We start from the raw sequence: 26,723 nt of genomic DNA on the forward strand, positions 1-26,723 counted from the left end.
AGGTTTTTATAACTTTTCGAGATGGTTTATCGATTTTATGGTTATGAAACCTGGCTAAGTTGCTATTTGTCCTTATTAAATGCCGAGGCTGCGATACCCCATTGTCCCAACCAGTAGCTGAGGATGATTATGTATGGCGCGGCATGGAACGGCGCAACAAACCGGTTGATGCCAATCACGCTGTCCGAAAACACAAACGCCACCGCACCTGCGGCCGCCAGCAGCGCCGAGCGTTTGGGCACGTCAGTGCCGAGTCGAGCCAGCGCCCGCCAAAGCATGGCGCTGATGGCCAGACCGTAGACGATCACCGGGATGAGCAGCGGACCCAGCCCATTGGAAATCAAGATCCCCAACAACACCGCGCCGACGCTCAAAGCGATGATCAGCGGTAACGGCGCCACCCGCCGGCAATCGCTCAAATAGGCTTTCAGATACGCCAAGTGGGCGACCAAAAACGCCCCAAGACCAAACACAAACAAATCCCCCGGCCACGCCAGCAACACATCGCCGAGCAGGGAGAAAATCAATCCAAGGCTGATCCAGCGGCGGTACTCGCTGGGCGGTGCGTCGTGCAACCAACCGAGCAGCGCCAATACTGGCAGCGGCTTGACCAGCAGGCAGAGCAACGCAGCGTGCACGCTCACGCCGTAGAGAAAGGTCACCGCGCCCATCAGCGCCAGAATCAGCCAGCCCACGATCAGTTAACCGAGATCGCGCAGTCGAAGGTTTCCACTGCCGGTACTTCCGGTGCCCATGGCTGTGAGTAGGTCAGGCGCAAACGGCCCGTGCCAGCGGCGAAGGACTGGAAGCGCCAGGTCGAGAGGCCGGCGCTGCCGACGATCCCCGCGTCTTGCGGATTGCTGTAGACCTCGGGGCTGAGCGCGCGCAATACGCCACCGGCCGAATCCTGGATCGCCCAGCGATAACCCGTGGTCGGGTTGCTTGGCAGGGTCAGGATCAGGTTTTGCCCGCTGTGCAGTTTTACCGGGCATTCGCTTTGTTTTTCCACGGTCACGTTCTGTTTCGGTTGCGTGGCGCACGCGGCCAGCAAGGAGAGGGCGAGGGGGACAAACAGGCGGGTGGGGGACATAAGGTCAGTGGCTCCGGCGTTCACGACGAACGGCGAGCATAACTGAAGATGAGACAAAGTGTGACGGCGACAGGGAGTCATCGTCATCAGTGCCGACGCCTTCGTCGGAACGCCGCCCGGAGCCGGCTCGCTCCCACAATGGATTGCGATAACCCTGTGGGAGCGAGCCTGCTCGCGAAAGCAGTGGTGCAGGCGCTAGATGATTATCAGAACAATATCTTCGCCACATCCGCAAACCGCTTGGCAAAGTGCACGGTAATGCCTTCCTTCAGATAATCCGGCAATTCTTCAAAGCTACCGCGATTAGGCTCCGGCAGGATCAACTCGAAGATCTTCTGCCGCCGCGCCGCAATCACCTTTTCGCGCACTCCGCCAATCGGCAGTACATGCCCGGTCAGCGTCAGTTCGCCGGTCATGGCGATGCCTTTTTTTGGTGCCTGGTTTCGGGCGAGCGAGAGCAGGGCGCTGGCCATGGTTACGCCAGCACTTGGGCCGTCTTTCGGGGTGGCGCCTTCCGGGACGTGCAAGTGGACGAAGGCTTCGTCGAAGAACTTCGGATCACCGCCGAAAGACTTCAGGTTGGAACTGACGTAGCTGTAGGCGATTTCCGCCGACTCCTTCATTACATCGCCCAATTGCCCGGTGAGTTTGAAGCCACGATTCAGGGTGTGAATGCGCGTGGCTTCGATCGGCAAGGTCGCGCCGCCCATGCTGGTCCAGGCCAGCCCGGTGATGACGCCGGTACCGGACAGCACTTGCTCATTGCGGAAGACTGGATGGCCGAGTGAGGATTCGAGGTCTTTCGGGCCGAGCTTGATCACCGCTTTCGGCTCGTCGATCAGTTTCACAACGGCTTTGCGCACCAGTTTGCCCAGTTGTTTTTCCAACTGCCGCACGCCGGCTTCACGGGCGTATCCGTCGATCAACGCTTTGAGGGCGCTGTCGCTGATACTCAGGCTGCCTTTGGACACGCCGGCCTTTTCCAGTTGCTTGGGCCATAGGTGGCGTTTGGCGATGGCGATTTTTTCTTCGGTGATGTAACCCGACAGGCGAATCACTTCCATCCGGTCCAGCAACGGGCCGGGGATCGAGTCCAGGGTGTTGGCGGTGCAGATGAACAGCACTTTCGACAGGTCCAGACGCAAGTCCAGGTAGTGGTCGAGGAATTCGACGTTCTGTTCCGGGTCGAGGGTTTCCAGCAGTGCCGAGGCCGGGTCGCCCTGGTAGCTCTGGCCCATCTTGTCGATCTCGTCGAGCATGATCACCGGGTTCATCACTTCGACATCTTTCAACGCATGGACGAGTTTGCCCGGCTGCGCGCCGATGTAGGTGCGGCGATGGCCCTTGATCTCGGCTTCGTCGCGCATGCCTCCGAGGCTGAAGCGGTAGAACGGCCGACCGAGGGATTCGGCGATGGATTTGCCGACACTGGTTTTACCTACGCCCGGCGGGCCGACCAGCAGCACGATGGAGCCGCTGATCTCGCCTTTGTAGGCCCCGACCGCGAGGAACTCGAGGATGCGGTCCTTGATGTCGTCGAGGCCGGCATGGTGTTTGTCCAACACCTTGCGTGCGTGCTTGAGGTCAAGTTTGTCCTCGCCGTACACGCCCCACGGCACCGAGGTTGCCCAGTCGAGGTAGTTGCGGGTGACCGCATACTCCGGCGAACCGGTTTCGAGGATCGACAGCTTGTTCATTTCCTCTTCGACGCGTTTTTGCGCTTGAGCGGGCAGAACCTTGCCTTCCAGGCGCTGTTCGAACTGCTCGATGTCGGCGCTGCGGTCGTCCTTGGTCAGGCCCAGCTCTTGCTGGATGACCTTGAGTTGTTCCTTGAGGAAGAACTCGCGCTGATGCTCGCCGATCTTGCGGTTAACTTCGGCGGAAATCTCTTTTTGCAGGCGCGCGACTTCGACTTCCTTGCGCAACATCGGCAGGACTTTTTCCATGCGTTTGAGCATGGGCACGCAGTCGAGCACTTCTTGCAGCTCGCTGCCGGTGGCCGACGTGAGGGCGGCGGCGAAGTCGGTCAGCGGCGACGGATCGTTGGGACTGAAGCGGTTGAGGTAATTCTTCAGCTCTTCGCTGTACAGCGGATTGAGCGGCAGCAGTTCCTTGATCGCGTTGATCAGCGCCATGCCGTAGGCCTTGACCTCGTCGGTCGGCTCGGTGGGCTGGTGCGGGTATTCGACTTCTACCAGGTACGGCGGGCGATGGTGCTTGAGCCAGGTGCGGATGCGCACGCGAGTCAGGCCTTGGGCGACGAATTGCAGTTTGCCGTTTTCGCGACTGGCGTGATGCACCTTGACCAGCGTGCCGTAGAGCGGCAGGGCCGAGGTGTCGAAATGACGCGGATCTTCCTGGGGCGTGTCCATGTAGAACAGGGCCAGGGAGTGGTGATCGGATTTGCTCACCAGGTCCAGCGTTTCAGCCCACGGTTCTTCATTGACGATGACCGGCAGTACTTGGGCCGGGAAGAACGGGCGGTTGTGGATCGGGATGATGTAGACCTTGTCCGGCAGGTTCTGGCCTGGCAGGGCGAGGCCTTTGCCGGTGGAGTGGTGTTCGGCGTTCTCTGGGTCGGCGTATTCGCTCGGGTCTTCAGGGAATTCTTGCTGGTCGCTCATGGGGCACCTGCGCAATTGGGTATGGGTGTTAGATGGGGCAGGTGGGGGGTGGTTTCAATGGCGATGGATATTTCAGGGTGTGTTCAGGATTTTGACAGGTCATTGCCCGATAGGACGTGCGTCCCGTCTTCAGTTTTTTCATTCGTGGTCGATAACCTATACAGAAGCTAACTTGTTGCATAAGTTTTGGCCGGGCGAGCGGTCATCTGTCATGTACTATTCAGTGATGGCACTTGGCCTTAATTCAGGCATCATCCGCTTCGTGTCGGGCTTCAGTACGATCCTATCGCCAAGGCAGGCCATTTCGACTCCCTGACTTTTTTGGAAGCCCATGGCCCGTTTGATTTCTGCTTTATTCATAGCCGCAGCGCTCTGCCTCATTGGTTTGGCCAATGCCGCGACGCTGCAAATCCAGATGCACGATCAAAATGGCAAATCCCTGGCCGATGCGGTCGTCACCCTGCAAGGTCCGGTCGGTCTGCCGGTGGGCGCGTTCAAGGCCGACATGGACCAGCGCAGTCAGCAATTCGCGCCCCACGTGCTGGCGGTGCACACCGGCACGCCGATCAAATTTCCCAACAGCGACAACATCCGCCATCAGGTCTATTCGTTTTCGCCGGCCAAGCGCTTTGAACTGCGGCTGTACGAAGGCACTCCGTCCGACCCGGTGCTGTTCGACAAACCTGGCGTGGTGGTGCTCGGCTGCAACATTCACGACTGGATGCTCGGCTACGTCTATGTCACCGATGACCCGCGTTTCGGAGTGACCGACGCCCAAGGCCAATTGATCCTCGACGCGCCGGCCGGGGTTTATCACGCCACCCTCTGGCACCCGCAAGCCTCGGGGATGCAACCGGTCGACGGCGGAGAAGTAAAAATCGCTGCGGCCGGCCTCACGCAGGCCTTCACCCTGACCATCGAGGCCCAGGCCGAGCAAACCCCGACCGCGCCGGCACCGAGTGCCTTTGGCGATGCCTTTAAGCGAGCCACCCATGAAACTACGCAGTAGCTTTCAGGCGCGGGTCGCCTGTGTCCTGGTTCTGCTGTTGCTGGTGGTGGTCGGCGCGCTGTACTTCAGCGTGAAGGCGGCGACCAACTCGGCGGTGCGCGGCCAGGCCAGTGCGCAATTGGAAGTCGGCACACGGGTATTCGAACGGTTACTGGAAGTGCGGGGCCGACGGCTGGCCGACGGCGCGCAGTTGCTCGCGGCGGATTTCGGTTTTCGCGAAGCGGTGGCCAGCGGCGACGCGGCGACCATGGCCTCGGTGCTGCTCAACCATGGCAAACGCATCAATGCCAGCGACATGATTTTGCTGGGCATGGACGGCAAGGTCCTGGCCAGCACCCTCGATGACGTCGTCGAAGGTACGCCGTTCCGCTACGACCAAGCCTTGCGAGAAGCCCGACGCACGCAACAGACCATGGTGATCGTGCCGTTGCAAGGCAAGCCGCATTTGTTGGTGGAAGCCACTGTGCTGGCGCCGCTGCCGATCGCTCGGGTGGTCATGGGGTTCAGCATGGACGCAAGTTGGGCGGCTGAATTGCAGTCGCTGACCAACCTTGAAGTGTCGTTCCTCACCGTCGATCGCCAGCACGTCGGCGAGTTGGTTAGCACCCAGCCCAGTGCCATGAACGACAGCCTCATGCGATTAATGCTCGGCAGTCGGCAGGGCAGCCAGGTGCAGTTGAGTGAGCTTCACGATCAGAATTTCCTCGGCCAGTCGTTGATGCTGGCGAGTGCTCCGCAAGGTAGCGATAACCAGGTGATCGCGCTGTTGCAAAGTCCGCTGGATGCAGCGATGCAAGCTTTCGCGCCGCTGGATGAAAAGATCCTCGGCATTGCCTTGGTGGCGTTGCTCGGCTCGCTGGCCGGCGCCTTGTTACTGGCCCGTGGTGTGTCGCAACCGGTGCGCGCGCTGGCCGAGGCCGCCGAGCGGATTGGTCAGGGCGATTACCAGACGCCGGTCAGCCTCAAGCGCAGCGATGAACTGGGCCTGCTCGCCACGGCGTTCAATTCCATGCAAAGCGGCATCGCCGAGCGTGAACTGCAACTGGCCCACAACGCTTTGCACGACCCACTCACCGGCCTGCCCAATCGCACGCTGGCGATGGAACGCTTGGGCAGTGCGATCTCCGCACAACGACCGATGGCGCTGGTGTACATGGGCATCGATAACCTGCGGGCGATCAACGAAACCGCTGGCCCTGAGTCGGTCGATCAACTACTGCGCCAGACCGGCGAACGCCTGCAAGTCGCGCTGCGCCCCGGCGATACCGTGGCGCATTTGATTGCCGATGAATTCCTGTTGTTACTCGACGGTATGGACAGTGACGCAGCTGTGGCGGTGGCCGATCAGCTTCAACAATTGTTGCTCAAGCCCCAACGCATCAACGGCCATGACCTGATGCTTGAGTGTCGTCTGGGCATCGCGGCCTATCTCGTGGATGGCTTGAGCGCGAACACCTTGCTGGAGCGCGCCGCGATTGCGATGAAAGACGCGGCGCAATTGCCCGGTCGCCTGCAAATCTACGAACAGGGCCGTGACCTCGTACATCGCCGCCAGATCACCCTGATCCGTGACTTGCGCCACGCCGCAAGCAATGGCGAATTCCTGCTGCATTACCAGCCCAAACTCGACATCAGCAAAGGCCATGTACGCCAGGCAGAAGCCTTGCTGCGCTGGCAGCATCCGCAATTTGGCATGGTCTCGCCGGCAGAATTCATTCCCTTGGCCGAGCGCACCGGCAGCATTCAAACGTTGACTAATTGGGTGATCGGCGAAGGCATGCGCCAGCTCTCGGAATGGAATCGCCGGGGCCTGCGTTTGCAGCTGTCGCTGAACATTTCTGCCGATGACTTGCTCAGTGATGACCTGGCCGAGCGGGTCTCGGCGCTGTTGCGGGTTTATCGCTTGCCGGCTGAACAATTGATTTTCGAAATCACCGAAAGCGCGGTCATGCGTGAACCGGAGCGAGCCCTGAAAGTGCTGCATCAGTTGCGTGATTGCGGCATCAGTTTGTCGGTGGATGACTTCGGCACCGGTTACTCATCGCTGGCTCACCTCAAGCGTTTGCCGGTGCAAGAGTTGAAGATCGATCAGTCCTTCGTTCGCGATCTGGATGAAACCAGCGAGGACGCGGTGATCGTTCGTTCGACCATCGAAATGAGCCATAACCTGGGACTCAAAGTGGTGGCCGAGGGCGTTGAACATGCCCACAGCCTGCGTTTGCTCGAACGCTGGCAGTGCGACACGGCGCAGGGTTATCTCATCAGTCGCCCGCTGAGCGCGGCGGCGTTCGAAGCTTGGGTGGCGTTGCCCCTGAGCGCTCAAACTTCCATGGTTCATTGATTCATGACTTCACGTTTTTCCCTGTTGCTCGGCTGTCTCGTCGGCCTGACCCTGCAAACCGCCGTGGCCGATAACGGTCGTCTGATCGCCACCGGCGGCGCCAGCAGCCTCGAAGGTACGGCGGGCGGTGGCATTACGCCGTGGGCGGTGCTCGCCGGTTATGGCGAAAAGAGTGAGTGGGGCGCCACGGCGTTCGCCACCACCGTCAACCTGCCGGACTATCGGCTGGATGTGGCGGGTCTCGCGTTGGCCTATGACAACCGCGTTGAATTGTCCTTTGCCCGGCAACGCTTTGATCTCGGTTCGTTGGTGCACAAGCTGAACCTGCCGGAAGACAGCCTCGGACAGGACGTGCTTGGGGTGAAGGTTCGGCTGTTTGGCGACGTGATCTACGACGACTTGCCGCAGGTTTCGTTGGGACTGGAATACAAACATCATCGTGATTTTTTGATCCCCAGCCTGGTTGGCGCCAAGCGTGACAGCGATACCGAAGGTTATCTGGCCGCCAGTCGTTTGTTCATGGGCGCAGCGTTTGGCTACAACCTGTTGGTCAATGGTAGCTTGCGTTACAGCCGTGCGAACGAGTTGGGGTTGCTGGGGTTTGGCGGTGATCGTCGCGACTCGCGCAGCCTGTTGAAAGAAGGTTCGGTCGCGGTGCTGTTCAATCCGCGTTGGGCGGTGGGCGTTGAATATCGAGAGAAACCAGACAACCTGTCGTTCTCCGGGGAAAGCGATTGGGCGGATCTGTTTGTCGGCTATTTCCCCAACAAGCATGTCTCGGTGGTGTTGGCCTACGCCCGGCTCGGCGAAATCGCCACGCTGGATAACCAGAACGGCACGTATCTGTCGATCCAGGGGAGTTTCTGATGCGGATTTCCCCTCTGATTCTGGCGCTGCTGTTGAGTGCCTGCGTACAGCAACCGCCCAAGGACGACAGCCTCTACCGCGACCTCGGCGAGCGACCGGGGATCACTCGGATTGTTGAAGGCATGTTGCTGAACATCGCCAGGGATGAACGCATCGTCGAGCGTTTTCGCAAGATTGATATCCAGCGCCTGCGGGACAAACTGATCGAACAGTTCTGCGTCGAAGCGGGCGGCCCTTGTGTGTACACCGGCGACAGCATGGCCGAGAGTCACAAGGGTCAGAACGTCAGCCGCAGCGACTTCAATGCACTGGTCGAAGACCTTATCGCCGCGATGGATGAACAGGGCATCAGCGTCCCCGTACAAAACTGCTTGATCGCCAGACTGGCACCCATGCGCCCTGACGTGATTGAGAAATAACACCGATTCGCATGCGATCCCTGTAGATACTCTGTTCACGGTCAAGCTTTCGCGAGCAAGCTTCGCTCTTACAAGGGATTGCGTTCATGCCCGGTCAGCACAAAAAAGGCGACCCCCTCACAGGAGTCGCCTTTCCTTTAACCGCCGCTAAAACTTACTCGGACAGTTTGTACGCAATCACATAGTCACCTTGCTTGGTGCCCAGCGACCCATGACCGCCTGCAACAACAAGCACGTATTGCTTGCCGTCCTTGCCGGTGTAGGTCATCGGCGTGGTTTGCGCGCCGGCTGGCAGGCGGCCTTCCCACAACTGCTTGCCGTTTTTCACGTCATAGGCGCGCAGGTATTGGTCAAGTGTGCCGCTCAGGAAGCCCACGCCACCGGCAGTGGTGAAAGTCCCGCCCAGGCTAGGTACGCCCATGCTCAGCGGGATCGGAACCGGTGAGCTGTCGCGCACGGTGCCGTTTTTGTGTTTCCAGATGATTTTGCTGGTGGTCAGGTCGACCGCTGTCACGTAACCCCAGGCCGGTGCCTGGCACGGCAGGCCCAATGGCGAGAGCAGGGGTTCGAGGATGACGCCGTATGGCGCGCCTTTGTTTGGCTGCACGCCTTCGGTTTCGCTTTTACGCGGGCCTTGGGCGGCGATTTCGGCGGCCGGGATCATTTTCGATTTGAACGCCATGTAGTCCGGGTTCATGAAAGCGATCTGACGCACCGGGTCAACCGAGATGCCGCCCCAGTCGAACACGCCGAAGTTGCCTGGATACACGATCGAACCTTGCAACGATGGCGGGGTGAACGGGCCGTCGTAGCGCATAGATTTGAAGTCGATCCGGCAGATCAGTTGGTCGAACGGCGTCACGCCCCACATGTCGCGTTCTTTCAGCGGCGGCGGCATCAGGTTCAGATCGGATTTCGGCTGGGTTGGCGAAGTGTGATCACCTTCGACTGCGCCTTGTGGCACCGGCACTTCGTTGATCGGCACGATCGCATGGCCAGTGCTGCGGTCCAGCACGTAGATGCTGCCTTGCTTGGTGGACGCGAGTACCGCTGGCTTCACGCCGTCTGCGGTTTTCAGGTCCATCAGGGTTGGCTGGCCGCCGACGTCCATGTCCCACAGGTCATGGTGGGTGAACTGGTAGTGCCAGCGCACTTTGCCGGTGGCGATGTCCAGCGCGGTCAGGCCGGCGGCGTGCAGTTCCGATTCAGGGGTGCGAGCGCCACCGAACTGGTCCGGGGTCTGGTTGCCCATCGGCAGGTAAAGCATGCCGAGTTTTTCATCGACGGCGAACATGGACCACATGTTCGGCGAGTTGCGGGTGTAGACCTTGCCTTCGGCAATCGGCGTGGTGTCGTCCGGGTTGCCGCTGTCCCAGTTCCACATCAGTTTGCCGGTGTGCACGTCGAACGCGCGGATCACGCCGCTAGGCTCGTCGGTGGAGACGTTGTCGGTGACGTGGCCACCAATCACCACCAAGTCTTTAGTGACCGCTGGAGGTGAGGTGGAGTAGTAACCGCCCGCAGTGAAGCCGCCGATGTTGGCGCGCAGATCAACCTGGCCCTTGTCGCCAAAGTCTTCGCACATCTTGCCGGTGTCGGCGTCGAGGGCGATCAGACGGGTGTCGGCAGTCGGCAGGAAAATGCGGCGTGGGCAGACGTTGCTGACCGGCGCAGGGCTGGCAGTGCCCGTCGGGCTCTGCTCGGAAGCGTAGGCGGCGTCATCGTGATAGGTCACGCCACGGCAGGTCATGTGCGCCCAACCCTTGAAGTTCGCCGCGTTTTGCGTGGAGAGCTTCGGATCGAAACGCCAGATTTCCTTGCCAGTGTCCGGGTCCAGCGCGATCACCTGGCTGTGCGGCGTGCAGACGTAGAGCATGCCGTTGACTTTCAGCGGAGTGTTTTCAGCGGTGGTTTCGCCCGGGTCGTTAGGGCCCGGGATGTCACCGGTGCGGTAGGTCCAGGCCGGAACGAGCTTGTTCACGTTCTGCGGGGTGATCTGTGCCAGTGGCGAGTAACGATCGCCGTGAGCACTGCGGCCGTAGGAATTCCAGTCACCGTCAGGCATGGCCGGGGCGGTGTTGGTCATGCCCGGCACGCTGTCGCGGTCCAGTTGGCCTTTGATTTCACCGGGGTTGGTGAATTGGCTGGCCAGCGCAGCAACGGCGGCCAGCACCACGGCCACGCTCAGTGCACCGGTGCCCATCGGCGCAGGGCCGGTAATCAGCAGCGGACGGCGAAACCACGGCAGCAGCATGACGAGGCCCAGCGCAAACAACATCGCCAGGCGCGGCACCAGTTGCCACCAATCGAGGCCGACTTCCCACAAGGCCCAAACGGTGCTGGCGAACAGCACCAGCGCGTAAAGGCCCAGCGCAGCGCGGCGTGCCAAGATCATCAACACGCCGGTCAGCGCCAGGCCGATACCGGCCAGCAGGTAATACAGCGAGCCGCCGAGCATGCTCAGCTTGATCCCCCCGGCCAGCATGGCCAGGCCCATTAGCAGAAGCAGGATGCCGAGCAGGCTCGGCAGCAGACGGCTTCGACTCAAAGCACCATCAGTGCTCATAGTGTGGTTCTCCGTGACGTTTTAAGTAGTCCCGCGCAAGTTCACTGTAGATGACGATCCTTGGCGGGCAGGGTTCATTAAGAAACTGGGTTAGAAGGACGTTTGCACTTTGATCCCGCCAATCAGCGCGTCGTCGACCTTCTCCACGCCACCGGGGTGGCGGATGTATTGCAGGTTCGGGCGCACGGTCAGCCAGTTCGTGACGTGCACGCCGTAATAGAGTTCGGCGCTGTATTCGGTGTCCTGCGGTGGCAGGAAGGACGGGTCGTCGTAGTCGAAGATCGCGCGGGCCTGATTGGTCGCCTCAGCGTTCTTGCGATAGGCCGGGTTGACGTGGACGCGAGCCAGGGCGAAACCGATGTCGTCCTTGGCGCGTGCATCGAACAAGCCTTTGTAGACGACGCCTGCCTGGACATAGTTGTCGATGGCGTTGGTCTTCTTGTCGTGCATCGTGCCGTTGGCGAACACGCTCAGGCCGCGGGAGTTGTCGCTGGCGCGGCTGGTCAATTGCTGCTGCACACCGAGCCACACACCGTGTTTGCTCGACGCGCTGCGGTAAGCCTCGCCACTCAACGCGGCTGGCTGACCGTTGCTGTCCTTGTAGGCATCAGTGGCTTTGGCGTTGCTGTAGTAATAGCCGGCGCGGTATTCCCCCGGCAGGCCGTTGAGCTTCGGCGACCAGACCAGTTCCACCGGCAGGATCGCGCCCTGGGTGCCGCTGCCGCTGAGCTTGAAACCATTGTCGCGATCAAGGTTTGACGGGTTTTGTTCATAGACGCCGACTTGCGCGTACAGCTCCGGCGTCAGGTGATATTTGACCCTCATCGCCCATTGGCTGACCGGCCAGTTGTACCAAATTCCACCGACCCAGTTGCCGACCTGCGAACCGCAGAACGCCAGGTTCTGGAAGTCGCAGGGGAAGCTGTTGAAGTCTTCGCCTTCGCCAAAACGACCGACCTTGATGTCGAGCTTTTGATCGAAGAATTTCTGCTGATACCACATCTGCGTCAGGCGCCAGGTCTGGCCACGGCCCCAGACTTCCTGAGCCGAGGTGAACCCGCCCACGCGCGGATCGTTGATCCGGTCGTTGCTGATGTTGTTGCCGTTGCGTTCGGTGATGGTCAGCTGAAATTCGGCGTCGTCCCAGCCCAGAATCTTCTGCAAGTCTATGTGGGTGCCGAGGCCAAACTGGTCGCTGTAGCGAGCGGTGCGGTCATGGTCGTAACCGCCGTGCAGATTGCTGCCCATTTCACCGGTGTAATCGACTTTGAAGTCGTAGCCTTTTTCCGAAAGTTCGGTGCGCGTGCCGTTCCAGTCGCCGAGCACCCACGGCGACTCGCTATCGAAGGCCGGAGCAGCCTGGGTGCAAGTGGCGAGGCCCAGCGCGGTGAATCCGCCAATCAGGTTCAGGGCTTTTCGACGAGCAATAGCGGTGCAGACAGCGCTGTCTCGCGGAGTTTGAAGATAAGGCATAGGGGAAGTAATTCTGGGTCTTTTTCTGGGAAGTGAACTGAAGCGGCAGTATGTCGCGGGCAGCGGAAGCGTTTCAGCTTGACGGGCGCAAGGATAATGTCCTGTTACAAATAGAGAAAGCGCTTTTACTGACATGAATTCTTTCGTATTCGGTAACAGTGCCGGGAGGCGATCTTTGCGGGTTCACCTACATTTAACAGATAGCGCACAGAGCGCTTCCACCCGACCACACCCTCGGCTAAGGTGCGCGGCTTCCCATTCTTTCACCGCTCGAAGGCCCGGCATGACCGAACAGAACAACAACCCGCTGCACGGCGTGACGCTGGAGCAAATCCTCAACGCGCTGGTTGAACATTACGAATGGTCGGGGCTGGCCGAGCGCATCGATATCCGCTGCTTCAAGAGTGACCCGAGCATCAAGTCGAGCCTGACTTTCCTGCGCAAAACCCCGTGGGCACGGGAGAAGGTAGAACGCTTGTACGTGAAGTTGATGCGCACCAAGCGCCCGGTCTGAGCATGGTCAACCCACCGACGCCAGGTTCTGCCGCGAGGCGTCGTTTTGTCGCTGTGGCGGCGGTGCTCGGCTGGGCGGGACTGAGCATTCAGCTGTACTTGATTTTCTACTCACGCTGGACGCTGGCGGCCAGCCTGCTCGGTGGGCTGGTCAGCTTCTTCAGCTATTTCACCGTGCTGAGCAATACGCTGGTGGCGACCGTGCTGACGTGTGAGCTGACGTCCCGCGAGTCGGCGGCGCGCCGCTGGTTTTTGCAGCCGTGGGTGAGTAGCGGCATTGCCGTGAGCATCGCCGTGGTCGGCCTGGGGTACAACGTATTGTTGCGCCATTTATGGCATCCGCAAGGCTGGCAATGGCTGGCCGATGAGCTGATGCATGACGTCATGCCACTGCTGTTTCTGGCTTATTGGTGGTTTTGTGTGCCGAAAGGCACGTTACGACTGCGGCATATCGCGGCGTGGGTGATCTATCCAGTGGTGTACTTCGCGTATGCGTTGTGGCGCGGGCGTCTGCTGGCGGTTTATCCCTATCCGTTCATTGATGTCGAGAAGCTTGGTTATCCACAGGTGTTCGTGAATGCTGGCGGGTTGTTGGTGGGGTTTGTGGTGATTGCCCTGCTATTGATGGGTATCGACCGCCAGCTTGGGCGGCGCCGATAGCGCCGCCAGCACGAATCACTCCTCGTCGCTGTCACCCAGCCGCCAGTAGCCGACGGCTTTGACGGACTGCTCGTTAAGCCCGTGCTCATCCAGCAACACCCGGCGTATCTGCCGCGACACTTTGCTCTCGGTCGCCACCCAGGCGTACAGATTGCCGCTGGGCACTTGCAGCTGCGTCACGGTCTTCAGCAGGTTGTCCTTGCCGCCCTCGCGCAAGACCCAGATCACGTTGACCTGCGCGGCGCTTTCCAGTCCTTGCTGTTCGGCGCCGTTCTCTACTTCCACAATCACCAATGCCCGGCGATTGGCCGCCAGGCCTTCCAGCCGCCGAGCGATCGCGGGCAGGGCAGTTTCGTCACCGATCAGCAAGTAGCTGTCGAAGATGTCCGGCACGATCATCGAGCCCCGTGGGCCGCCGATGTGCAGGAATTGGCCGGGTTTGGCTTGTTCGGCCCAGGTCGAAGCGGGGCCGTCGCCGTGCAGCACGAAGTCGATGTCCAGTTCCAGCGTGTTCAGGTCGTAACGACGCGGTGTGTAGTCGCGCATCGCCGGCATCGGGCCGTTGTCTTTACCGGCACCGAGCACCAGGGTTTCCAGCGCCGCTTGTTCCGCCGCGTTTTGTGGAAACAGCAGTTTGACGTGGTCATCCGTGCCGAGACTGACGAAGCCCGCCAGTTCCGGTCCACCCAGCGTGATGCGGCGCATGCGCGGCGTCAGGTCGACCACCCGCAACACTTCCAGACGACGGCGTTTGATCTCGTGGCTGACACGGTGAATGGTTTGCACGATCACTTCAGTCATTCGGCTTGCTCCTGAACGGGTTGAACGACAGGGCCATCGACGATGGCTTTGGCGGTTTTGTTGAGCAGGTCGCGCACACGCAGGATTTCTTCCGGGCTCCAGCGGCCGTGATGCATCTGCAAGGCATGACGCAAGTTGTGCACCGCTTCGTGGATCTCGGCGGGGCGGTCATGGCCGCGCAATGAGCGCTTGCTGACTTCGATGCGCATCCGCACGCCGTCCAGTGCGATCGCCTGATCGCTTAACGACAGACGTCCGGCATCGGTGATGGTGTAGCGTTTTTTCCCGCCCTCGGCGTCGCCCAGGATCATCTCGCTTTCTTCAAGGAAGGTCAGGGTCGGGTAAATCACACCGGGGCTGGGGCTGTACGCGCCGTCGAACATGCTTTCGATCTGGCGGATCAGGTCATAGCCGTGGCAAGGCTGCTCGGCGATCAGCGCCAGCAGCAGCAGTTTCAGATCACCGGGGGCGAACACCCGGGGGCCGCGTCCACCGCGTTCGCGGCCGGGGCCAGGGCGTTTCTCGAAGCCGTCGCGGCCGTCGCTGTGTTCGCGGTGGGGGGAATGATGGTCTCTCATTTTCCTTCTCTCTCGTCGTATTTAGATACAACTTAAGATATATCTTAATGCGAAAGCAAGGTGTTTTTTGGGCAGCACCTTTCAAGCGACGAGTGGCAGGCAACCTGAACGTTGACTTTCAATTGGCGTGGCACGCTTACTCTTTAGTTACTGCGAGTTGAGAGTTAATTAAAGTCATTGCTCTAATAATTACTGAGTTTATATTATAAAAGTCCTCGAAAGTCCCAAGTTTGTTAGTTGAAAGCGCTGTATGTTTTTTTCCGTAAAACTGTATGTAGGGCACAGCCTACAGTTGTTGTGTTGTGATTCTTGTTTTTGTTCTTTTTTCTGGCTGGTCATGGGGGCGATTAACTACGTGATTGTCGGAAGTTGCTTGCTTATTTTCCAGAGCGAACAGTCGATCATGGTCTGGCGTTGGAAGTGCAGGTAAACATGACCGAACCTGGTAGGTGTTGTTTGAACTTTCAATGATCTAATCACTTAAAAAAAACAGGTACTGATCGATGTTCAAAAAAATCGCATTTGCTGCTCCTCTGGCCGTCCTGGCACTGGGTTCGTCCATGGCATTCGCCGCAGAACCGATTAACCAGGTCATCAACATCAAGGCGTTCGTTCCTACTTCGCTGTTCAATGTTGCGCCGCAAAACCCGGATTTCGGTCGTGACGAAACCATGTCCCAGCAGGGCAGCGGTGATCTGACTACCGTACGTGGTCTCTTCAACATGAAACACACCGACCCGAAAGGTGCCATCAACGCACTGATCGATGGTGACGCGGCGCTGTACAACGGCCGTGACAGCATTCCACTGACAGTTACGATTGGTGGCGTTGAATTGGGCAGCACCACCACTGAAGTCGTCAACGAACTGGACTCCGTACCGGGCGTGCAACGGGAAATGGTCATCAGGGCCCAAACTCCGACAGCGACCCAGACGGGTGATTACTCAACCAGTTTTGCCGTGGTATTTGAACCTGTTATCAAGCCGTAATTGAAATATCTTTTTGAATAAAGTTTTTTATTCAGCGGTCTTGCCCACTTGTCATCACTGGATGACAAGTGGGCGCCGACTTCTTATGTAATTGAGATTTCAGATCATGTTCCCGATGACTCCCATCGCGACCGCGCTCGCACTTTTTTTGTGTGCCAGTGCCGTCGCTGCCCCCACTAACAACGACAACACACCGCGTAGTCTGCTTGCGCAGGCCAAAGGGTTGCCGGCGGAATTCGAAGAGCACTTCTTCGATGTGCCATTAGCGGTTCGGGTGGAGCGTGATCAGCAGTTTCTCGGTGAGGCAATGATCGTTTTGACCAAAGATGATCGTGTCACCTTGATAGATTTTACCGACGTCGGTGACAGTCGCATCCCCGCCAGTGAGCGAGAGGTCTGGGCCAGTTACCTGAAGCAAGGCGTTGCCTTGGGTGCCTGCCAGGGCAGCTGCCCGGAACAGATGCAGGCGGTGCATTACAACCTGCAGAACTCACTGCTTTCGATGGCCACCGAAAATGCCGAGCGCGATGTCGAGACCCCGCGTTATTACGAATTACCCGACGGCGGCAGTACTGGCCTGATCGTGCGCAACCAGCTCAACCTCAATGGCGGCCAGGATCAGGACCTGGGTGGGCGCTATGGTCTTGAGGCCAGCAGCAGCCTGGGTAACTGGACCCAGCGGGTGAACCTGCAACTGGCCCGGCTCGGTGGCCCGGATGACAAGCTCTATCACGCGGTTCACGAGTTATTCAGCCAGCGGGAATTGCAGGGCAGTTTTCTGCGACTCGGCTATTTCACCCCCAGCTCCGAAGGCCTTACCCGACAACTGCGCTCGTTTGGTGCCAGCCCCGATACGGCAGCAGGCCTGATGTACGGCAGCTCCGACAGTCTGGCGATCAACAGCTCGGCACCCAGCGTTTATCCGATCTACGTCACGGCCAACCGCCAGGCGTCGGTGGAGATTTTTCGCAACGGCGTCTTGATCAACACCCAGGCTATCGGTGCTGGCCTGCAAACCCTCGATACGCGGTCATTGCCCGGCGGCATCTACGAAGTCGAGGTGCGGTTGATCGAAGACGGCCAGATCACCTCGACCACCGAGGAGCTGGTGTACAAACCCACCAACTGGCGTAACCACGATGAGCGCTGGCGCTACAGCCTGTTCGCCGGCCAGGAAAGCAAATTGCTGAGCAATTGGGATCAACAGTCCCATGGCGATTTGACGGCCGGTGCGGCAGTCAATTACCTGCTGCATCCGCGGGTGATTCTGGGGTTGTCGGCGCGTCAGCTGCAGGACAAACAGCAGTATGGTTCGTCGATCGACTGGTCCCTGGCCAACAACACCAGCCTGTATGCCAACCTCTATCAAACCAAAGACCACGGCACCGGCATGGACCTGCAAGCCCTCTACAACTACGGCTCAGGCAATCTTTTCGCCACGCACACCCGCAGTTGGCTGGACACCACCAATACGTATGAAAACTTGCCGGACGGCACACGCATACGCCAGCGCAACGTGTTCACCGGCCAGACCAGCAACAGCTCACTGGCGATCAACCATCGGCTCAGCAGCAAGAATTCATTCAATGGTCGGGTTTCCTACAGTGAGGGCAACACGGAAGGTGTCGCGCTTGATCTGGGCTGGTCGCAAAGAACCCGGTTGTTCGGCAGTGACGCCAGTTGGCGCTTCTCGGTGTTCGACCGGCCGGGCAGTTTCAGCAGTGGCGACGAACGTAATCGCGGGGTCGACCTGAGCGTCAACGTGGCGCTCGGCGGACCGGGTGAACAATGGTCGGGCAGCATCGGCACTCGTACGGCCCGGGAGGGCGGACGCGACAACAACGGCTCGCTGACCTATAGCAAAACCCTTGAAGACCACGTTCTGCAAAACGTCTCGGTCATGGCCCTCGCCGACACTTATGGCGTGGGCCTTTCCGGACTCAGCAGTTTCCGGACCGACACGTTCAATGGCGATGCCTTCGTCCAGCGGTCGTCCTACAACGGCAATTACACCGGCGGCTTGAACTTCGACAGCACCGTGGCCGTGGGCGGGCAGCACATCGTCATGAGCAGCGAGCAACACCGCGGTGGCGCCGGGATGATCATTGATGTGGAAACCGATCTCGATGAGATCGCCCTGCGAGCCGACGACTTCAGCGGCGGCAGTGCGACGTTGCGGCCCGGCCGCAACTACGTGCCGCTGACCGCCTACAAAAACAGTTCGGTCAGCTTCGACTTCGAAGGCAATCACGTGCCGTCGGCGAGCATTCAGCCGCCGCGCACCCGCTATCACCTGAACAAGGGCGGGGTGGATTACAGAAAGATCACCGTGAGCAAAACCCTGACCGTGCTCGGTCGGTTGCTCGACCCCCAGGGCAAGCCGCTCAAGGGTCACCACATCATCAATCATGCCAGTCGTGGGGTGACGGAAGTGGACGGTTTCTTCTCCATGGAAATGAACGCCGGTTCGCCGACGCTGGAAGTACGACGCGGCGAGCAGTTGCTGTGTCAATTCCGGCTTGATCCGAGCAAGGCCCGCACTGAAAACAACCTGTTGCTGATCGGCGATCTTCGGTGCACCAGCGATACGTTGGCGCAGGGGCCCGACACCCTTCATGCACCGGGTTGATGAGCGGTTCAAGGACTCAATCAAGGCTGCTCACAGGTCACCACCAAGAGGACAAGAAAATGAATTATCGATGGGCACTGCTGTTTGCTGGCTGGTTGCCGCTGATGGCCAATGCGGGGCCGGCGATCAATGTCGGGGTGGTCTACGACTACTTGGACGCTGACAAAAGTACGTACTTGAAACGGGTGTTCAACGGCGGCGATGCCACGGCCTTCGTCAAGGTCAATATCCTGGAAATCGTCTATGACGCGGATGGCACCTCGCGGGAAATTCCTCTGACGGCTCAGGCCGATATGGCTGCCCGCAACGGTCTGATGGCCAGCCCCGCACGCTTGATCGTTCCGGCCAACGGCATGCAGGGCACCCGTCTGGTGTACATGGGCAAGCGGGACCGTGAGCGTTATTTTCGAGTGCGATTTGTGCCTGTCGTACCGGAAAAGGAAGACGAGTTCGCCGTGTCCAGCGACGAGCGCGAAGCGTACAAAAAAGGTCTGTCAGCCGGGGTCAATGTGCTGGCCGGTTACGGCACGATATTTTTTGTCCGACCCGAGCAAACACGCTTCGACAGCACGATCGATGACGGCCCGGGTCAGTACCGCATCCGCAATCAAGGCAATTCGGTGGTGGTGATCGATGAGTTCAGGGACTGCTCGGCCAAGAACGAATCCGACTGCCAGCCGACCACCAAGCATCACATCCTGCCGGGCCGCACATTCCAGTTCGACAAACAGAGCGGTCGCGAATATCGCTTCACGATGATCGAAGGCAAGGCTACGAAGGTGCTGGAGCTCAAGGGCTGAAGCTCGCTGCGCAAGCGCCATTTTTGACCGTGTCAGGTGATTAATCATGTTCAAGGCAACACTCGTAACTACATCGCTGGCGCTGCTCATAGCGGTCAGTGGCGTCGTTCAGGCGACCGCCTTCCGGGAAACCTTCGAGGTGGCGGTGACCATTCCCATCGCGGAGTTTTACGTGATCCCGTCGGAACCGGGCTGGATTCATCAGCAACAACTGCTGCCCTATAGCCCGATAACAAACCGGTTGGCTCCGTTGCGCAAAAACTTCGATGTGAAAAATACCAACGGCGGTATTTCCGCCAGGCTCAGTGTCGAGCCGTATCTGAGCAATGGCCAGGCCGGTGAAGACATTCCCTTGATCGTGACGTTCAACAGTAAGCGACTGACTGTGGACGCCGAAGAGGTGATTTCCGAACTGGATGGCCGGGCCGGCCGGCGCGTAGGTCTGGAAGTGGCCGCAGTGGAAGTGCCGAATGGTTATCAGCCGGGCAGTTACTACGGCAGCGTGTACATGATTTTCGAGGCCTTGGCGCCTTAGCTGGACGTGATGGAAAACGCTCTGAAGGTGAATCGCAAGACCGCCTCAAGAACGGCCACTTTGCTGCTTTTCAGGACCCAAATGATGTATTTAAACAAGAGAATTACAAAGAACCGTGCTTCGGTACTTGCTCTCGGGGCGTTGTTGTTTCTGCACTTGCAGGCCGCCAGTGCCGATGACCTCGTCTATGAAATCGAGGCGTTATTTGAGCCGAATGTGAACAAGCCGACTGAAAACATCTTTAAAAATACCACGCCAATAAGCAGCATTTGCCGGGTTCATATTCCCGCACAATGCAAAAGCCTGAACATTTTCAGTCTTCGATTTGAAGGGTTCGCCGCAGACAGCACAGGGCCCTTTCTGGCGAACCATACAAACCCCAGAGAAGGAGCAATGTTCAAGGTTCCTTCGACGTTCAAAGACGTGGTGGTAAATCATGTCGGTACGAACAGAACGGAGGTTGTTCAAATGCGGATTGCCGGCGTCGGCTCGGCGTGGAAAATGCCTCGACCACCCGGGGTCAGCGCCTGGGCACCGGAGGCGGGAGGGGGCTGGATCGCTCAATGGCGGGAAGCCCCCAGCCCGTGCATGAGAACTGGCCATCTGGCGGCAGGCGTCAGGGACGCCAGTTTTTTCTGGCTTGTGCCGGAGGGGGCGGGTGCCTGCAGCCGGCAACCGTCGATGGATGTCAATTGGTTCACTTTGCGCTCACTTGAATTTGCCTACGAACTCAAAACGCCTAATCCATTGGGGATGTCCGACGGGCAGTACACAGGCACCACGAGTTATTCGGTGGGTCGAAGTAATGACTTCGATTTCGGTGACCTTATGAATGTCGTGAGCGGTAATACTTTCATATTCAACTTCACCCTCACTGTGAAGCATCAGCTGAAGATCGAGGTTCCACCGGGCGGCAATAAAGTCGAACTGGTGCCCCAGGGCGGCTGGCAAGCCTGGCTGAATCAAGGACGCAAACCGACGCGGTTGTTCAGGGACCAGACCTTCAGCGTTTCGTCCTCCTCGGCTTTTAAAATGACGTTGGAATGCCAGCATCAGGCTAACAACACCTGTGCCTTGAAGGATCCGGTGTCTGATCAGACGGTGGCGCTGGATATTGCCGTGAGCTTGCCCTATGGCTTGACCAGCCGTGGCGGAGATGCCGTCAAAAGCCGTCCCTTGCGTTTGGATGGCGTGGGTACTGATTTCTTCCAGCCCGTTTTTTATGTGAGTCGTGGGGAGGGAACGCTGCACTTCGAAGTCGGACGCGACGAAGTCGAGAAAATGCTGGTAACGGATGTTGCCAGTACGTATTCCGGCGATGTCACGGTTATCTGGGATTCGGAAGTTTGATAGAAAACTGTGGGAGCGAGCTCGCTCCCATAGGCGAACCCGGCACCAGCGGTGTGGCTCGCGCAACGGGCGACTCAGCTCGCCCTCTGAATGGAGGCGCTCAACGCTGCGCCGTCTCGACCGGCAGGCACATCGTGTGGCTACCCGGCTGCAGGTACGGCGTCAGAATCGGCGCCATCCCCTTGAGTACTTGCACCGGTAACGCCGAGGTGAACTTGAACGTTTCGGCCGATTTCCCGGGTACGAACGCAGTCATCGTGCCGAAGTGACGATCGCCGATGAAGAACACGAAGGTCGCGGTGCGGTTGATGGATTTCGAACTCAGAATTCGCCCGCCCGAACCGAAGGCTTCGATGCGGTTGTCCCCGGTGCCGGTCTTGCCGCCCATGCCTAATGCTTTGCCATCGGGCGTCACGAAACTGCCGGACACGCGCTTGGCCGTACCGGCATCCACCACCTGCGACAACGCTTCACGCATGGCCGTGGCCACCTCGGAAGGCATCACCCGTTTACCGACATCCGGATCATTGATCAGTTTGGTTTCATAGGGCGTGTTCGCTGCGAAGTGCAGGCTGTCGATGCGCAGTGTCGGCATGCGCACGCCGTCGTTGAGGATGGTACCGATCAGCTCCGCCAATGCTGCCGGACGGTCGCCGGAACTGCCGATGGCGGTGGCCAGCGACGGCACCAGGTGATCGAACGGATAGCCGACTTTCTGCCAGCGCTGGTGAATGTCGAGGAACGCCTCGATCTCCAGCATGGTGCGAATGCGGCTGTCACGGGCACCCTTGTGACGGCTTTTGAACAGCCAGCTATAGACTTCCTGGCGTTCGAACTGGCTGGCTTTGACGATCTGGCTGAACTTGGCGTCGGGGTTGTTCAACAGGTAACCCATCAACCACAAGTCGAGCGGGTGAACCTTGGCGATGAAGCCCTGGTCCGGCAAGTCGTAGGCGCCAGGGCCGTAGCTTTCATAGAGCCGTTGGAGGCGTTCGTCGGTCAGTTTTTCGGTGAGCTTGGCGCCTTTGAGGTGCGAGCGCACGAACATGTTGAAGCTTTCCTGACTGGCCTGTGGCAACAGGTAACGATGCACTGCGGCCATGCGAATCGGTGTCGGGCGCATGCTGTCGAGGAAGGTCTCGAGCCGCGCCTGGGTGTCCTTGTTCTTGTACTTTTTCCAGAACTTCAGCAGGAACGATGTGCCTTCGCGGTCGGCAAACGAGGCCAGGTATTCCTGACGCCGAGGGTCGCGGTCGTCCTTGAGCAATTCGGCGCTGCTATTGGCCCCGGAATACGTGGTGTAACGCACCAGGTCACGCATCAGCCGAATGAACGGCAGGTTGATCGACTCGCGCAGGGCATCGCGCAGGGTAGGGAGGCGGCCGTTGTCTTCTTTGCGAAAGTTAACGAATGTGTGCAGCCCGCCACCGGTGAAAAAAGCTTCGCCGGGGCTGGCCGAGTATTTGCGATCCAGCGCAGCGCCGAGCATGCCTGGCAAGTTGCGGTCTTTGTTCTCGATCAGGTAATCGACGGCCCAGCGACTCAGGCGGTCCTGATCAGGGACGTCGACCTTCTTCAGTTCCGGGACGGTCATCGTTGCGTACTTATCGTGCAGCTCGGCGATGATCTGCAAATAGGTGGTCAGCACACGCATCTTGGCGGTGGAGCCCAGTTCCAGCTTGCTGCCTTCATTGATATCGAACGGCTGGTCGGTGCTGTCGGTCTGCACCCGCACCCGCGAGCCGTCCGGGGTCAGTTCGAACAGCGTGAAGCTGTAGCGCACTTGGGTGGTGCTGGTGGGGGTCAGCAGGCGTTCGCCCATCAAGCCGATCTGCGCCGCAAACACAGGGTCGGCCAGATGCTTCAGGTACTCGGTGGCCTGGGTTTGCAACTCGCCTTGCAGGGTGCTGGTGGCGGAAAGATCAAGGCGATCGAGGTCGTACAGCGGACGGTTGAGCAACCCGCCCAGACGACTGCGTGCCACGCTGATGCCCTTGTTGGTTTCGATCGGCTGAATGGTTGGCTGTGTCTGCCAGTCGCGATAGGTCACTTTGCTGGTCAATGCCGCTGCCGCGAGTGGCGCATCGATCACGCCATTCAGTGCCAGCAGACGAATGTGGCTCTCGGTGAGGTCGGCCAGTTCATCGTGGCCCTTGGTCAGGTAGTGGGAAGGGCGGCGCTGGGCAATCATTAAAGACAGCATCTCACGCAGGGCCAGACCTTTTTCCGACATGCTTTTCGGATCCGTCTCCTTGCTGGCCAGCCGCTCGTTGGCCTGGTTGAAATCGGCGCCGTACCAGACGCGCAAACCTTCGGCCATGCCATGCACTTCACCGTGGCCCGGCACTGCCGACAGGGGCACGCTGTTGAGGTAATCGCGAATCACGTTCTGCCGGGCTTCGAGGGTCTGCGGTCCGGCCTGATAGGCGCGCACACTGGCAGAAATCATCTGACGGATTTTTTCCGCACCTGACACGGTCAGGCCATTGGGCGAATGCCGGTACTTCTCAAGTTGCGTTGCCAGGGTACTGCCGCCCGCCGACTGGCCCGGCAGGTGCAACAACTTGGCGACCTGGGACCACGCCGCCATGCCGAACCGAGGCCAATCCACGGCAGGGTTGGCCCGGGGCTGACGGGGATCGAGCAGAAAGCGGTTTTCGATGAACAGCAAACTGTTGACCACCACGGGGGGGATCGCCGCAAAGCTTGAATACAGTTGTTGTGGGTACTTGTACTGGTAAAGCGGTGCCGCACGGCAATCGGTGATCGACAATCCAGCCTGGATTTTTTCCGCGTAGGGCACGAAAAAGCCATTGCCGGTGTAGTCCATCAACTTTTGGGAAAACCGGGTCTGGGACGCCACAACGTAGTCACGCTTGATCAGACGCGGCAGGAATTCATCCAGGGAGCTGTAGCCCAGGCGCAGGTCGAAAGGACCGGCGCCGGGATAGTGAATGGCATCGCTGGGACCGGGTTTTAGCTCGTAGCTCAGGGTGGCGGCGAATTGGCTGAGTTCCCGGGATTGAAACTTCGACGTACGCATTTCCTTGGCCGCGGCCAGCCCCAGGACAATCAGAATTATCAGCAACAACAACCAAAACGCCCCCCAACCGTGCTTCGTACGACTGCGAGAGGGTTTTTCAGGTAAAGGCGCTTCATCCACACGTTCAGTCGGAACCACATTTTTTCTCGGATCGGTTTGCCATAAAACGCCCATAGTCGACTGATCCATTCACGCAGATTGAGAGGACTTGTCTGAAGCTTAGACGGTGGTTGGCCTTGGTGAAAAAATTGTGAATACACAAATCTTGAATTCTCATCGTCAAGCGCTCCCCTGTGTCCTTTCATACCGCATCCACAGGTTTTACGGCTGCTGCGCAACTGAACGGGGATATAAAGCTGCTGGCGAGCGAACGCTCGGCCTGATGAGTGGTGAGAAGCAAGGCGGGTATGCGCTAATGCCAATCAGTTAAGCCAAAACGCGATCCGTAGCAGCTGGCGAAGCCTGCGTTCGGCTGCGCAGCAGTCGTAAAACCTGAGTTTGCGGTCTTCCTGAAACACCGCATCGTCTGATTTCACGACTGCTGCGCAGCCGAACGCAGGCTTCGCCAGCTGCTACGGATTGTGTCGTACCTTGACTGATCGGCATTAGGGTATGCGCTGCTTTGCTTTTTGTGGGGGCGAGCTTGCTCCGGGCGGCGTTTCGACGATGACTGACTGCCAGGCACTAACAACCTAAACCTTGGCACTCACCTCACTGCGATTAACCAACGCATCCAGCGCATCATTCAAACTCGATGCCTTGTCGCCAATCAGCAGATGCCAAATCCCACCTTCCAACTGACTCACACCCTGGCAACCGAGCGCCTTCAAATCACATTCCGACAACGCCTTGCCATCCGCCAGCTGCAACCGGATCCGGGTCATGGCGATGCAATCCATTTGCAACACATTCTCGCCGCCGCCCAAAGCGTTCAGCCATTGCTGTGCTTCTGAATTCGCCACCGCAGCAGGTTTCGGCGCATCGATAACAGCAGGAGGGGAGGAAACAAGTGCGCGCCCCAACGCAGGCATTGCCAAGCGAATCTCATCGGCAATGCTGTCTGCCATCGGCCCGACCACGACCTGCAAACTCCCACCCTTGCCCGGACGCACAACCGCCATCGCCCCCAGCGCTTTCAACTCCGCATCGTTTGCCTTGTTGCGGTCCACCATGTCCAGCCGCAACCGAGTGGTGCACGCACCCACGGTGATCAAATTCTGTGCACCACCCAGCGCCTTGATGTAAGCCCCGGCCCGTTCATTCTCGGCGATGACTACTTTGTCGCCATTCAAAACATCTTCACGCCCCGGCGTCTTCAAGTTGAACCGACGAATGCAGAAATCAAACACCACGTAGTAGATCAACGCATATGCCAGGCCCACCGGTACCATCAACCAGCCGTTGGTGGATTTTCCCCAGCCGAGAATCATGTCGATCAAACCACCGGAAAACGTAAAGCCAAGATGGATATTCAGCAGGTTGGTGATCGCCATCGACAGGCCAGTCAGCAACGCATGCACTAGATAAAGCAGCGGCGCGAGGAACATGAAGGCGAATTCGATCGGCTCAGTGACACCCGTCAAAAACGACGTCAGCGCCATCGACAGAAAGATCCCGCCCATGACCTTGCGGCGTTCCGGCAGGGCGTTGCGGTACATCGCCAGGCACGCGGCCGGGAGGCCGAAGATCATCATCGGGAACATGCCGGTCATGAACTGGCCGCCCTTAGGGTCGCCGGCGAAGTAGCGCGACAGGTCGCCGGTGACGATGGCTCCGGTGGTCGGGTCAGTGAAGTTGCCGAAGACGAACCACGCCATGTTGTTGAGGATGTGGTGCAGCCCGGTGACGATCAGCAGGCGGTTGAAAACGCCAAAGACGAACGCGCCGAAGCTGCCGCTTTCCATCATCAACGTGCCGAAGCTGTTGATGCCGTGTTGGATGGGCGGCCAGATCAAGCCAAAGATGACGCCCAGGCCGACGGCGGCGAACCCGGTGACAATCGGCACGAAGCGCCGGCCGCCAAAGAACGCCAGGTACTCCGGCAGTTTGATGTCCTTGAAACGGTTGTACAGCGCGCCGGCCATCAAGCCGCTGACGATCCCGGCGAGCATGCCCATGTTGATGCTCGCGTCGAGCACCTTGAGGGTGGATATCATCACCAGGTAGCCAATGACTCCGGCGAGGCCTGCGGTGCCGTTGTTGTCCTTGGCGAAACCGACCGCGATGCCGATGGCGAAGATCATCGCCAGGTTGGCGAAGATCACCTGGCCGGCGTCGTGGATGATCGCGATGTTCAGCAGATCGGTGTCGCCCAGGCGCAGCAACAGGCCGGCGATCGGCAGGATCGCGATCGGCAGCATCAGCGCGCGACCGAGGCGTTGCAGGCCTTCGATGAAGTATTGGTACATGGCGGATCTCCCTGGGTTCTTGTTTTTG

Annotated in this window: 20 protein-coding genes; 11 read left to right on the forward strand and 9 right to left on the reverse strand. The window is 59.0% G+C overall.

Features of this window, described 5'->3' with window-relative positions:
* Positions 1-62: 62 nt before the first annotated feature.
* From QFW87_RS05440 to lon, 3 genes are all read right to left on the reverse strand, one after another.
* Positions 63-695, reverse strand: a complete 633-nt coding sequence (locus QFW87_RS05440; RefSeq protein ID WP_283189997.1) for a lysoplasmalogenase — start codon at positions 693-695, stop codon at positions 63-65.
* 2 nt (positions 696-697) lie between these two features.
* Positions 698-1,090, reverse strand: coding sequence for a protease inhibitor I42 family protein (locus tag QFW87_RS05445; protein ID WP_123368345.1), 393 nt, complete (start codon positions 1,088-1,090; stop codon positions 698-700).
* 206 nt (positions 1,091-1,296) lie between these two features.
* Positions 1,297-3,714, reverse strand: coding sequence for an endopeptidase La (lon, locus tag QFW87_RS05450; protein WP_095131615.1), 2,418 nt, complete (start codon positions 3,712-3,714; stop codon positions 1,297-1,299).
* A 331-nt stretch (positions 3,715-4,045) separates the two neighbouring features.
* Here lon and QFW87_RS05455 point away from each other — a divergent pair, with 331 nt between their 5' ends.
* Genes QFW87_RS05455 through QFW87_RS05470 form a run of 4 tightly spaced genes read left to right on the forward strand, consistent with a single transcriptional unit; the run spans position 4,046 to position 8,350 of the window.
* Positions 4,046-4,723 (forward strand): methylamine utilization protein, encoded by a 678-nt coding sequence (locus QFW87_RS05455; protein ID WP_283189998.1) that lies wholly within the window; start codon positions 4,046-4,048, stop codon positions 4,721-4,723.
* Entirely contained in the window at positions 4,707-7,064 is a 2,358-nt protein-coding gene (locus QFW87_RS05460) for an EAL domain-containing protein (RefSeq protein WP_283183116.1), read from the forward strand. The genes QFW87_RS05455 and QFW87_RS05460 overlap by 17 nt, the downstream gene beginning before the upstream one ends.
* A 3-nt stretch (positions 7,065-7,067) precedes the next feature.
* A complete protein-coding gene (locus QFW87_RS05465) occupies positions 7,068-7,931 on the forward strand; it encodes a DUF3034 family protein (protein ID WP_283183117.1) in 864 nt (287 codons plus the stop codon).
* On the forward strand, positions 7,931-8,350 hold the full coding sequence (locus QFW87_RS05470; protein ID WP_283183118.1) for a group 1 truncated hemoglobin: 420 nt from the start codon (positions 7,931-7,933) through the stop codon (positions 8,348-8,350). Before QFW87_RS05465 ends, QFW87_RS05470 begins: the two co-directional genes overlap by 1 nt.
* Positions 8,351-8,504: 154 nt before the next feature.
* Here the strand turns inward: QFW87_RS05470 and QFW87_RS05475 are convergent, their stop codons facing one another.
* Both QFW87_RS05475 and QFW87_RS05480 read right to left on the reverse strand, forming a co-directional pair.
* Positions 8,505-10,916, reverse strand: coding sequence for a glucose/quinate/shikimate family membrane-bound PQQ-dependent dehydrogenase (locus QFW87_RS05475; RefSeq protein ID WP_283189999.1), 2,412 nt, complete (start codon positions 10,914-10,916; stop codon positions 8,505-8,507).
* 90 nt (positions 10,917-11,006) lie between these two features.
* Positions 11,007-12,389: a carbohydrate porin gene (locus QFW87_RS05480; RefSeq protein WP_283190000.1), complete on the reverse strand. Its 1,383-nt coding sequence runs from the start codon at positions 12,387-12,389 to the stop codon at positions 11,007-11,009.
* A gap of 283 nt (positions 12,390-12,672) precedes the next feature.
* Here QFW87_RS05480 and QFW87_RS05485 point away from each other — a divergent pair, with 283 nt between their 5' ends.
* Positions 12,673-12,903, forward strand: coding sequence for a VF530 family protein (locus QFW87_RS05485; RefSeq protein WP_007944895.1), 231 nt, complete (start codon positions 12,673-12,675; stop codon positions 12,901-12,903).
* 2 nt (positions 12,904-12,905) lie between these two features.
* Positions 12,906-13,562 carry a Pr6Pr family membrane protein gene (locus QFW87_RS05490; RefSeq protein ID WP_283183121.1) on the forward strand — a complete coding sequence of 219 codons (657 nt, stop codon included), beginning with the start codon at positions 12,906-12,908 and terminating at the stop codon, positions 13,560-13,562.
* Positions 13,563-13,577: 15 nt separating this feature from the next.
* On the opposite strand, the gene QFW87_RS05495 is transcribed toward QFW87_RS05490, so the two are convergent.
* Positions 13,578-14,363, reverse strand: coding sequence for a siderophore-interacting protein (locus QFW87_RS05495; protein ID WP_283190001.1), 786 nt, complete (start codon positions 14,361-14,363; stop codon positions 13,578-13,580).
* A complete protein-coding gene (locus tag QFW87_RS05500) occupies positions 14,360-14,941 on the reverse strand; it encodes a PadR family transcriptional regulator (RefSeq protein ID WP_283190002.1) in 582 nt (193 codons plus the stop codon). Before QFW87_RS05500 ends, QFW87_RS05495 begins: the two co-directional genes overlap by 4 nt.
* 503 nt (positions 14,942-15,444) lie before the next feature.
* Here QFW87_RS05500 and QFW87_RS05505 point away from each other — a divergent pair.
* From QFW87_RS05505 to QFW87_RS05525, 5 genes are all read left to right on the forward strand, one after another.
* Positions 15,445-15,930, forward strand: a complete 486-nt coding sequence (locus QFW87_RS05505) for a CS1 type fimbrial major subunit (protein ID WP_283190003.1) — start codon at positions 15,445-15,447, stop codon at positions 15,928-15,930.
* Between the two features lie 106 nt (positions 15,931-16,036).
* On the forward strand, positions 16,037-18,559 hold the full coding sequence (locus QFW87_RS05510; RefSeq protein ID WP_283190004.1) for a CS1-pili formation C-terminal domain-containing protein: 2,523 nt from the start codon (positions 16,037-16,039) through the stop codon (positions 18,557-18,559).
* 59 nt (positions 18,560-18,618) lie between these two features.
* On the forward strand, positions 18,619-19,359 hold the full coding sequence (locus QFW87_RS05515) for a molecular chaperone (RefSeq protein ID WP_283183126.1): 741 nt from the start codon (positions 18,619-18,621) through the stop codon (positions 19,357-19,359).
* Positions 19,360-19,405: 46 nt separating this feature from the next.
* Positions 19,406-19,894 carry a CS1 type fimbrial major subunit gene (locus QFW87_RS05520; RefSeq protein WP_283183127.1) on the forward strand — a complete coding sequence of 163 codons (489 nt, stop codon included), beginning with the start codon at positions 19,406-19,408 and terminating at the stop codon, positions 19,892-19,894.
* Positions 19,895-19,903: 9 nt separating this feature from the next.
* Positions 19,904-21,244: a hypothetical protein gene (locus QFW87_RS05525; RefSeq protein WP_283190005.1), complete on the forward strand. Its 1,341-nt coding sequence runs from the start codon at positions 19,904-19,906 to the stop codon at positions 21,242-21,244.
* Between the two features lie 100 nt (positions 21,245-21,344).
* Here QFW87_RS05525 and QFW87_RS05530 read toward each other — a convergent pair whose 3' ends face one another.
* Together QFW87_RS05530 and nagE are read right to left on the reverse strand one after the other, a co-directional pair.
* On the reverse strand, positions 21,345-24,461 hold the full coding sequence (locus QFW87_RS05530) for a transglycosylase domain-containing protein (RefSeq protein ID WP_283190006.1): 3,117 nt from the start codon (positions 24,459-24,461) through the stop codon (positions 21,345-21,347).
* 518 nt (positions 24,462-24,979) lie between these two features.
* Positions 24,980-26,695, reverse strand: a complete 1,716-nt coding sequence (gene nagE, locus QFW87_RS05535) for an N-acetylglucosamine-specific PTS transporter subunit IIBC (RefSeq protein ID WP_283190007.1) — start codon at positions 26,693-26,695, stop codon at positions 24,980-24,982.
* Between the last annotated feature and the right edge of the window lie 28 nt (positions 26,696-26,723).

Origin of the sequence: Pseudomonas sp. PMCC200344, assembly GCF_030053095.1 — a bacterium.
GTDB classification, from domain to species: Bacteria; Pseudomonadota; Gammaproteobacteria; order Pseudomonadales; family Pseudomonadaceae; genus Aquipseudomonas; species Aquipseudomonas svalbardensis.

What these genes read in the sequence shown, in the direction of transcription:
- lon (WP_095131615.1), bottom strand. Translation starts at nt 3,714, where the DNA reads ATGAGCGACCAGCAAGAATTCCCTGAAGACCCGAGCGAATACGCCGAC.
- QFW87_RS05520 (WP_283183127.1), top strand. Translation starts at nt 19,406, where the DNA reads ATGTTCAAGGCAACACTCGTAACTACATCGCTGGCGCTGCTCATAGCG.
- QFW87_RS05525 (WP_283190005.1), top strand. Translation starts at nt 19,904, where the DNA reads ATGGAAAACGCTCTGAAGGTGAATCGCAAGACCGCCTCAAGAACGGCC.
- QFW87_RS05500 (WP_283190002.1), bottom strand. Translation starts at nt 14,941, where the DNA reads ATGAGAGACCATCATTCCCCCCACCGCGAACACAGCGACGGCCGCGAC.
- QFW87_RS05485 (WP_007944895.1), top strand. Translation starts at nt 12,673, where the DNA reads ATGACCGAACAGAACAACAACCCGCTGCACGGCGTGACGCTGGAGCAA.
- nagE (WP_283190007.1), bottom strand. Translation starts at nt 26,695, where the DNA reads ATGTACCAATACTTCATCGAAGGCCTGCAACGCCTCGGTCGCGCGCTG.
- QFW87_RS05470 (WP_283183118.1), top strand. Translation starts at nt 7,931, where the DNA reads ATGCGGATTTCCCCTCTGATTCTGGCGCTGCTGTTGAGTGCCTGCGTA.
- QFW87_RS05465 (WP_283183117.1), top strand. Translation starts at nt 7,068, where the DNA reads ATGACTTCACGTTTTTCCCTGTTGCTCGGCTGTCTCGTCGGCCTGACC.
- QFW87_RS05515 (WP_283183126.1), top strand. Translation starts at nt 18,619, where the DNA reads ATGAATTATCGATGGGCACTGCTGTTTGCTGGCTGGTTGCCGCTGATG.
- QFW87_RS05530 (WP_283190006.1), bottom strand. Translation starts at nt 24,461, where the DNA reads ATGGGCGTTTTATGGCAAACCGATCCGAGAAAAAATGTGGTTCCGACT.
- QFW87_RS05460 (WP_283183116.1), top strand. Translation starts at nt 4,707, where the DNA reads ATGAAACTACGCAGTAGCTTTCAGGCGCGGGTCGCCTGTGTCCTGGTT.
- QFW87_RS05480 (WP_283190000.1), bottom strand. Translation starts at nt 12,389, where the DNA reads ATGCCTTATCTTCAAACTCCGCGAGACAGCGCTGTCTGCACCGCTATT.
- QFW87_RS05475 (WP_283189999.1), bottom strand. Translation starts at nt 10,916, where the DNA reads ATGAGCACTGATGGTGCTTTGAGTCGAAGCCGTCTGCTGCCGAGCCTG.
- QFW87_RS05490 (WP_283183121.1), top strand. Translation starts at nt 12,906, where the DNA reads ATGGTCAACCCACCGACGCCAGGTTCTGCCGCGAGGCGTCGTTTTGTC.
- QFW87_RS05495 (WP_283190001.1), bottom strand. Translation starts at nt 14,363, where the DNA reads ATGACTGAAGTGATCGTGCAAACCATTCACCGTGTCAGCCACGAGATC.
- QFW87_RS05445 (WP_123368345.1), bottom strand. Translation starts at nt 1,090, where the DNA reads ATGTCCCCCACCCGCCTGTTTGTCCCCCTCGCCCTCTCCTTGCTGGCC.
- QFW87_RS05510 (WP_283190004.1), top strand. Translation starts at nt 16,037, where the DNA reads ATGTTCCCGATGACTCCCATCGCGACCGCGCTCGCACTTTTTTTGTGT.
- QFW87_RS05505 (WP_283190003.1), top strand. Translation starts at nt 15,445, where the DNA reads ATGTTCAAAAAAATCGCATTTGCTGCTCCTCTGGCCGTCCTGGCACTG.
- QFW87_RS05455 (WP_283189998.1), top strand. Translation starts at nt 4,046, where the DNA reads ATGGCCCGTTTGATTTCTGCTTTATTCATAGCCGCAGCGCTCTGCCTC.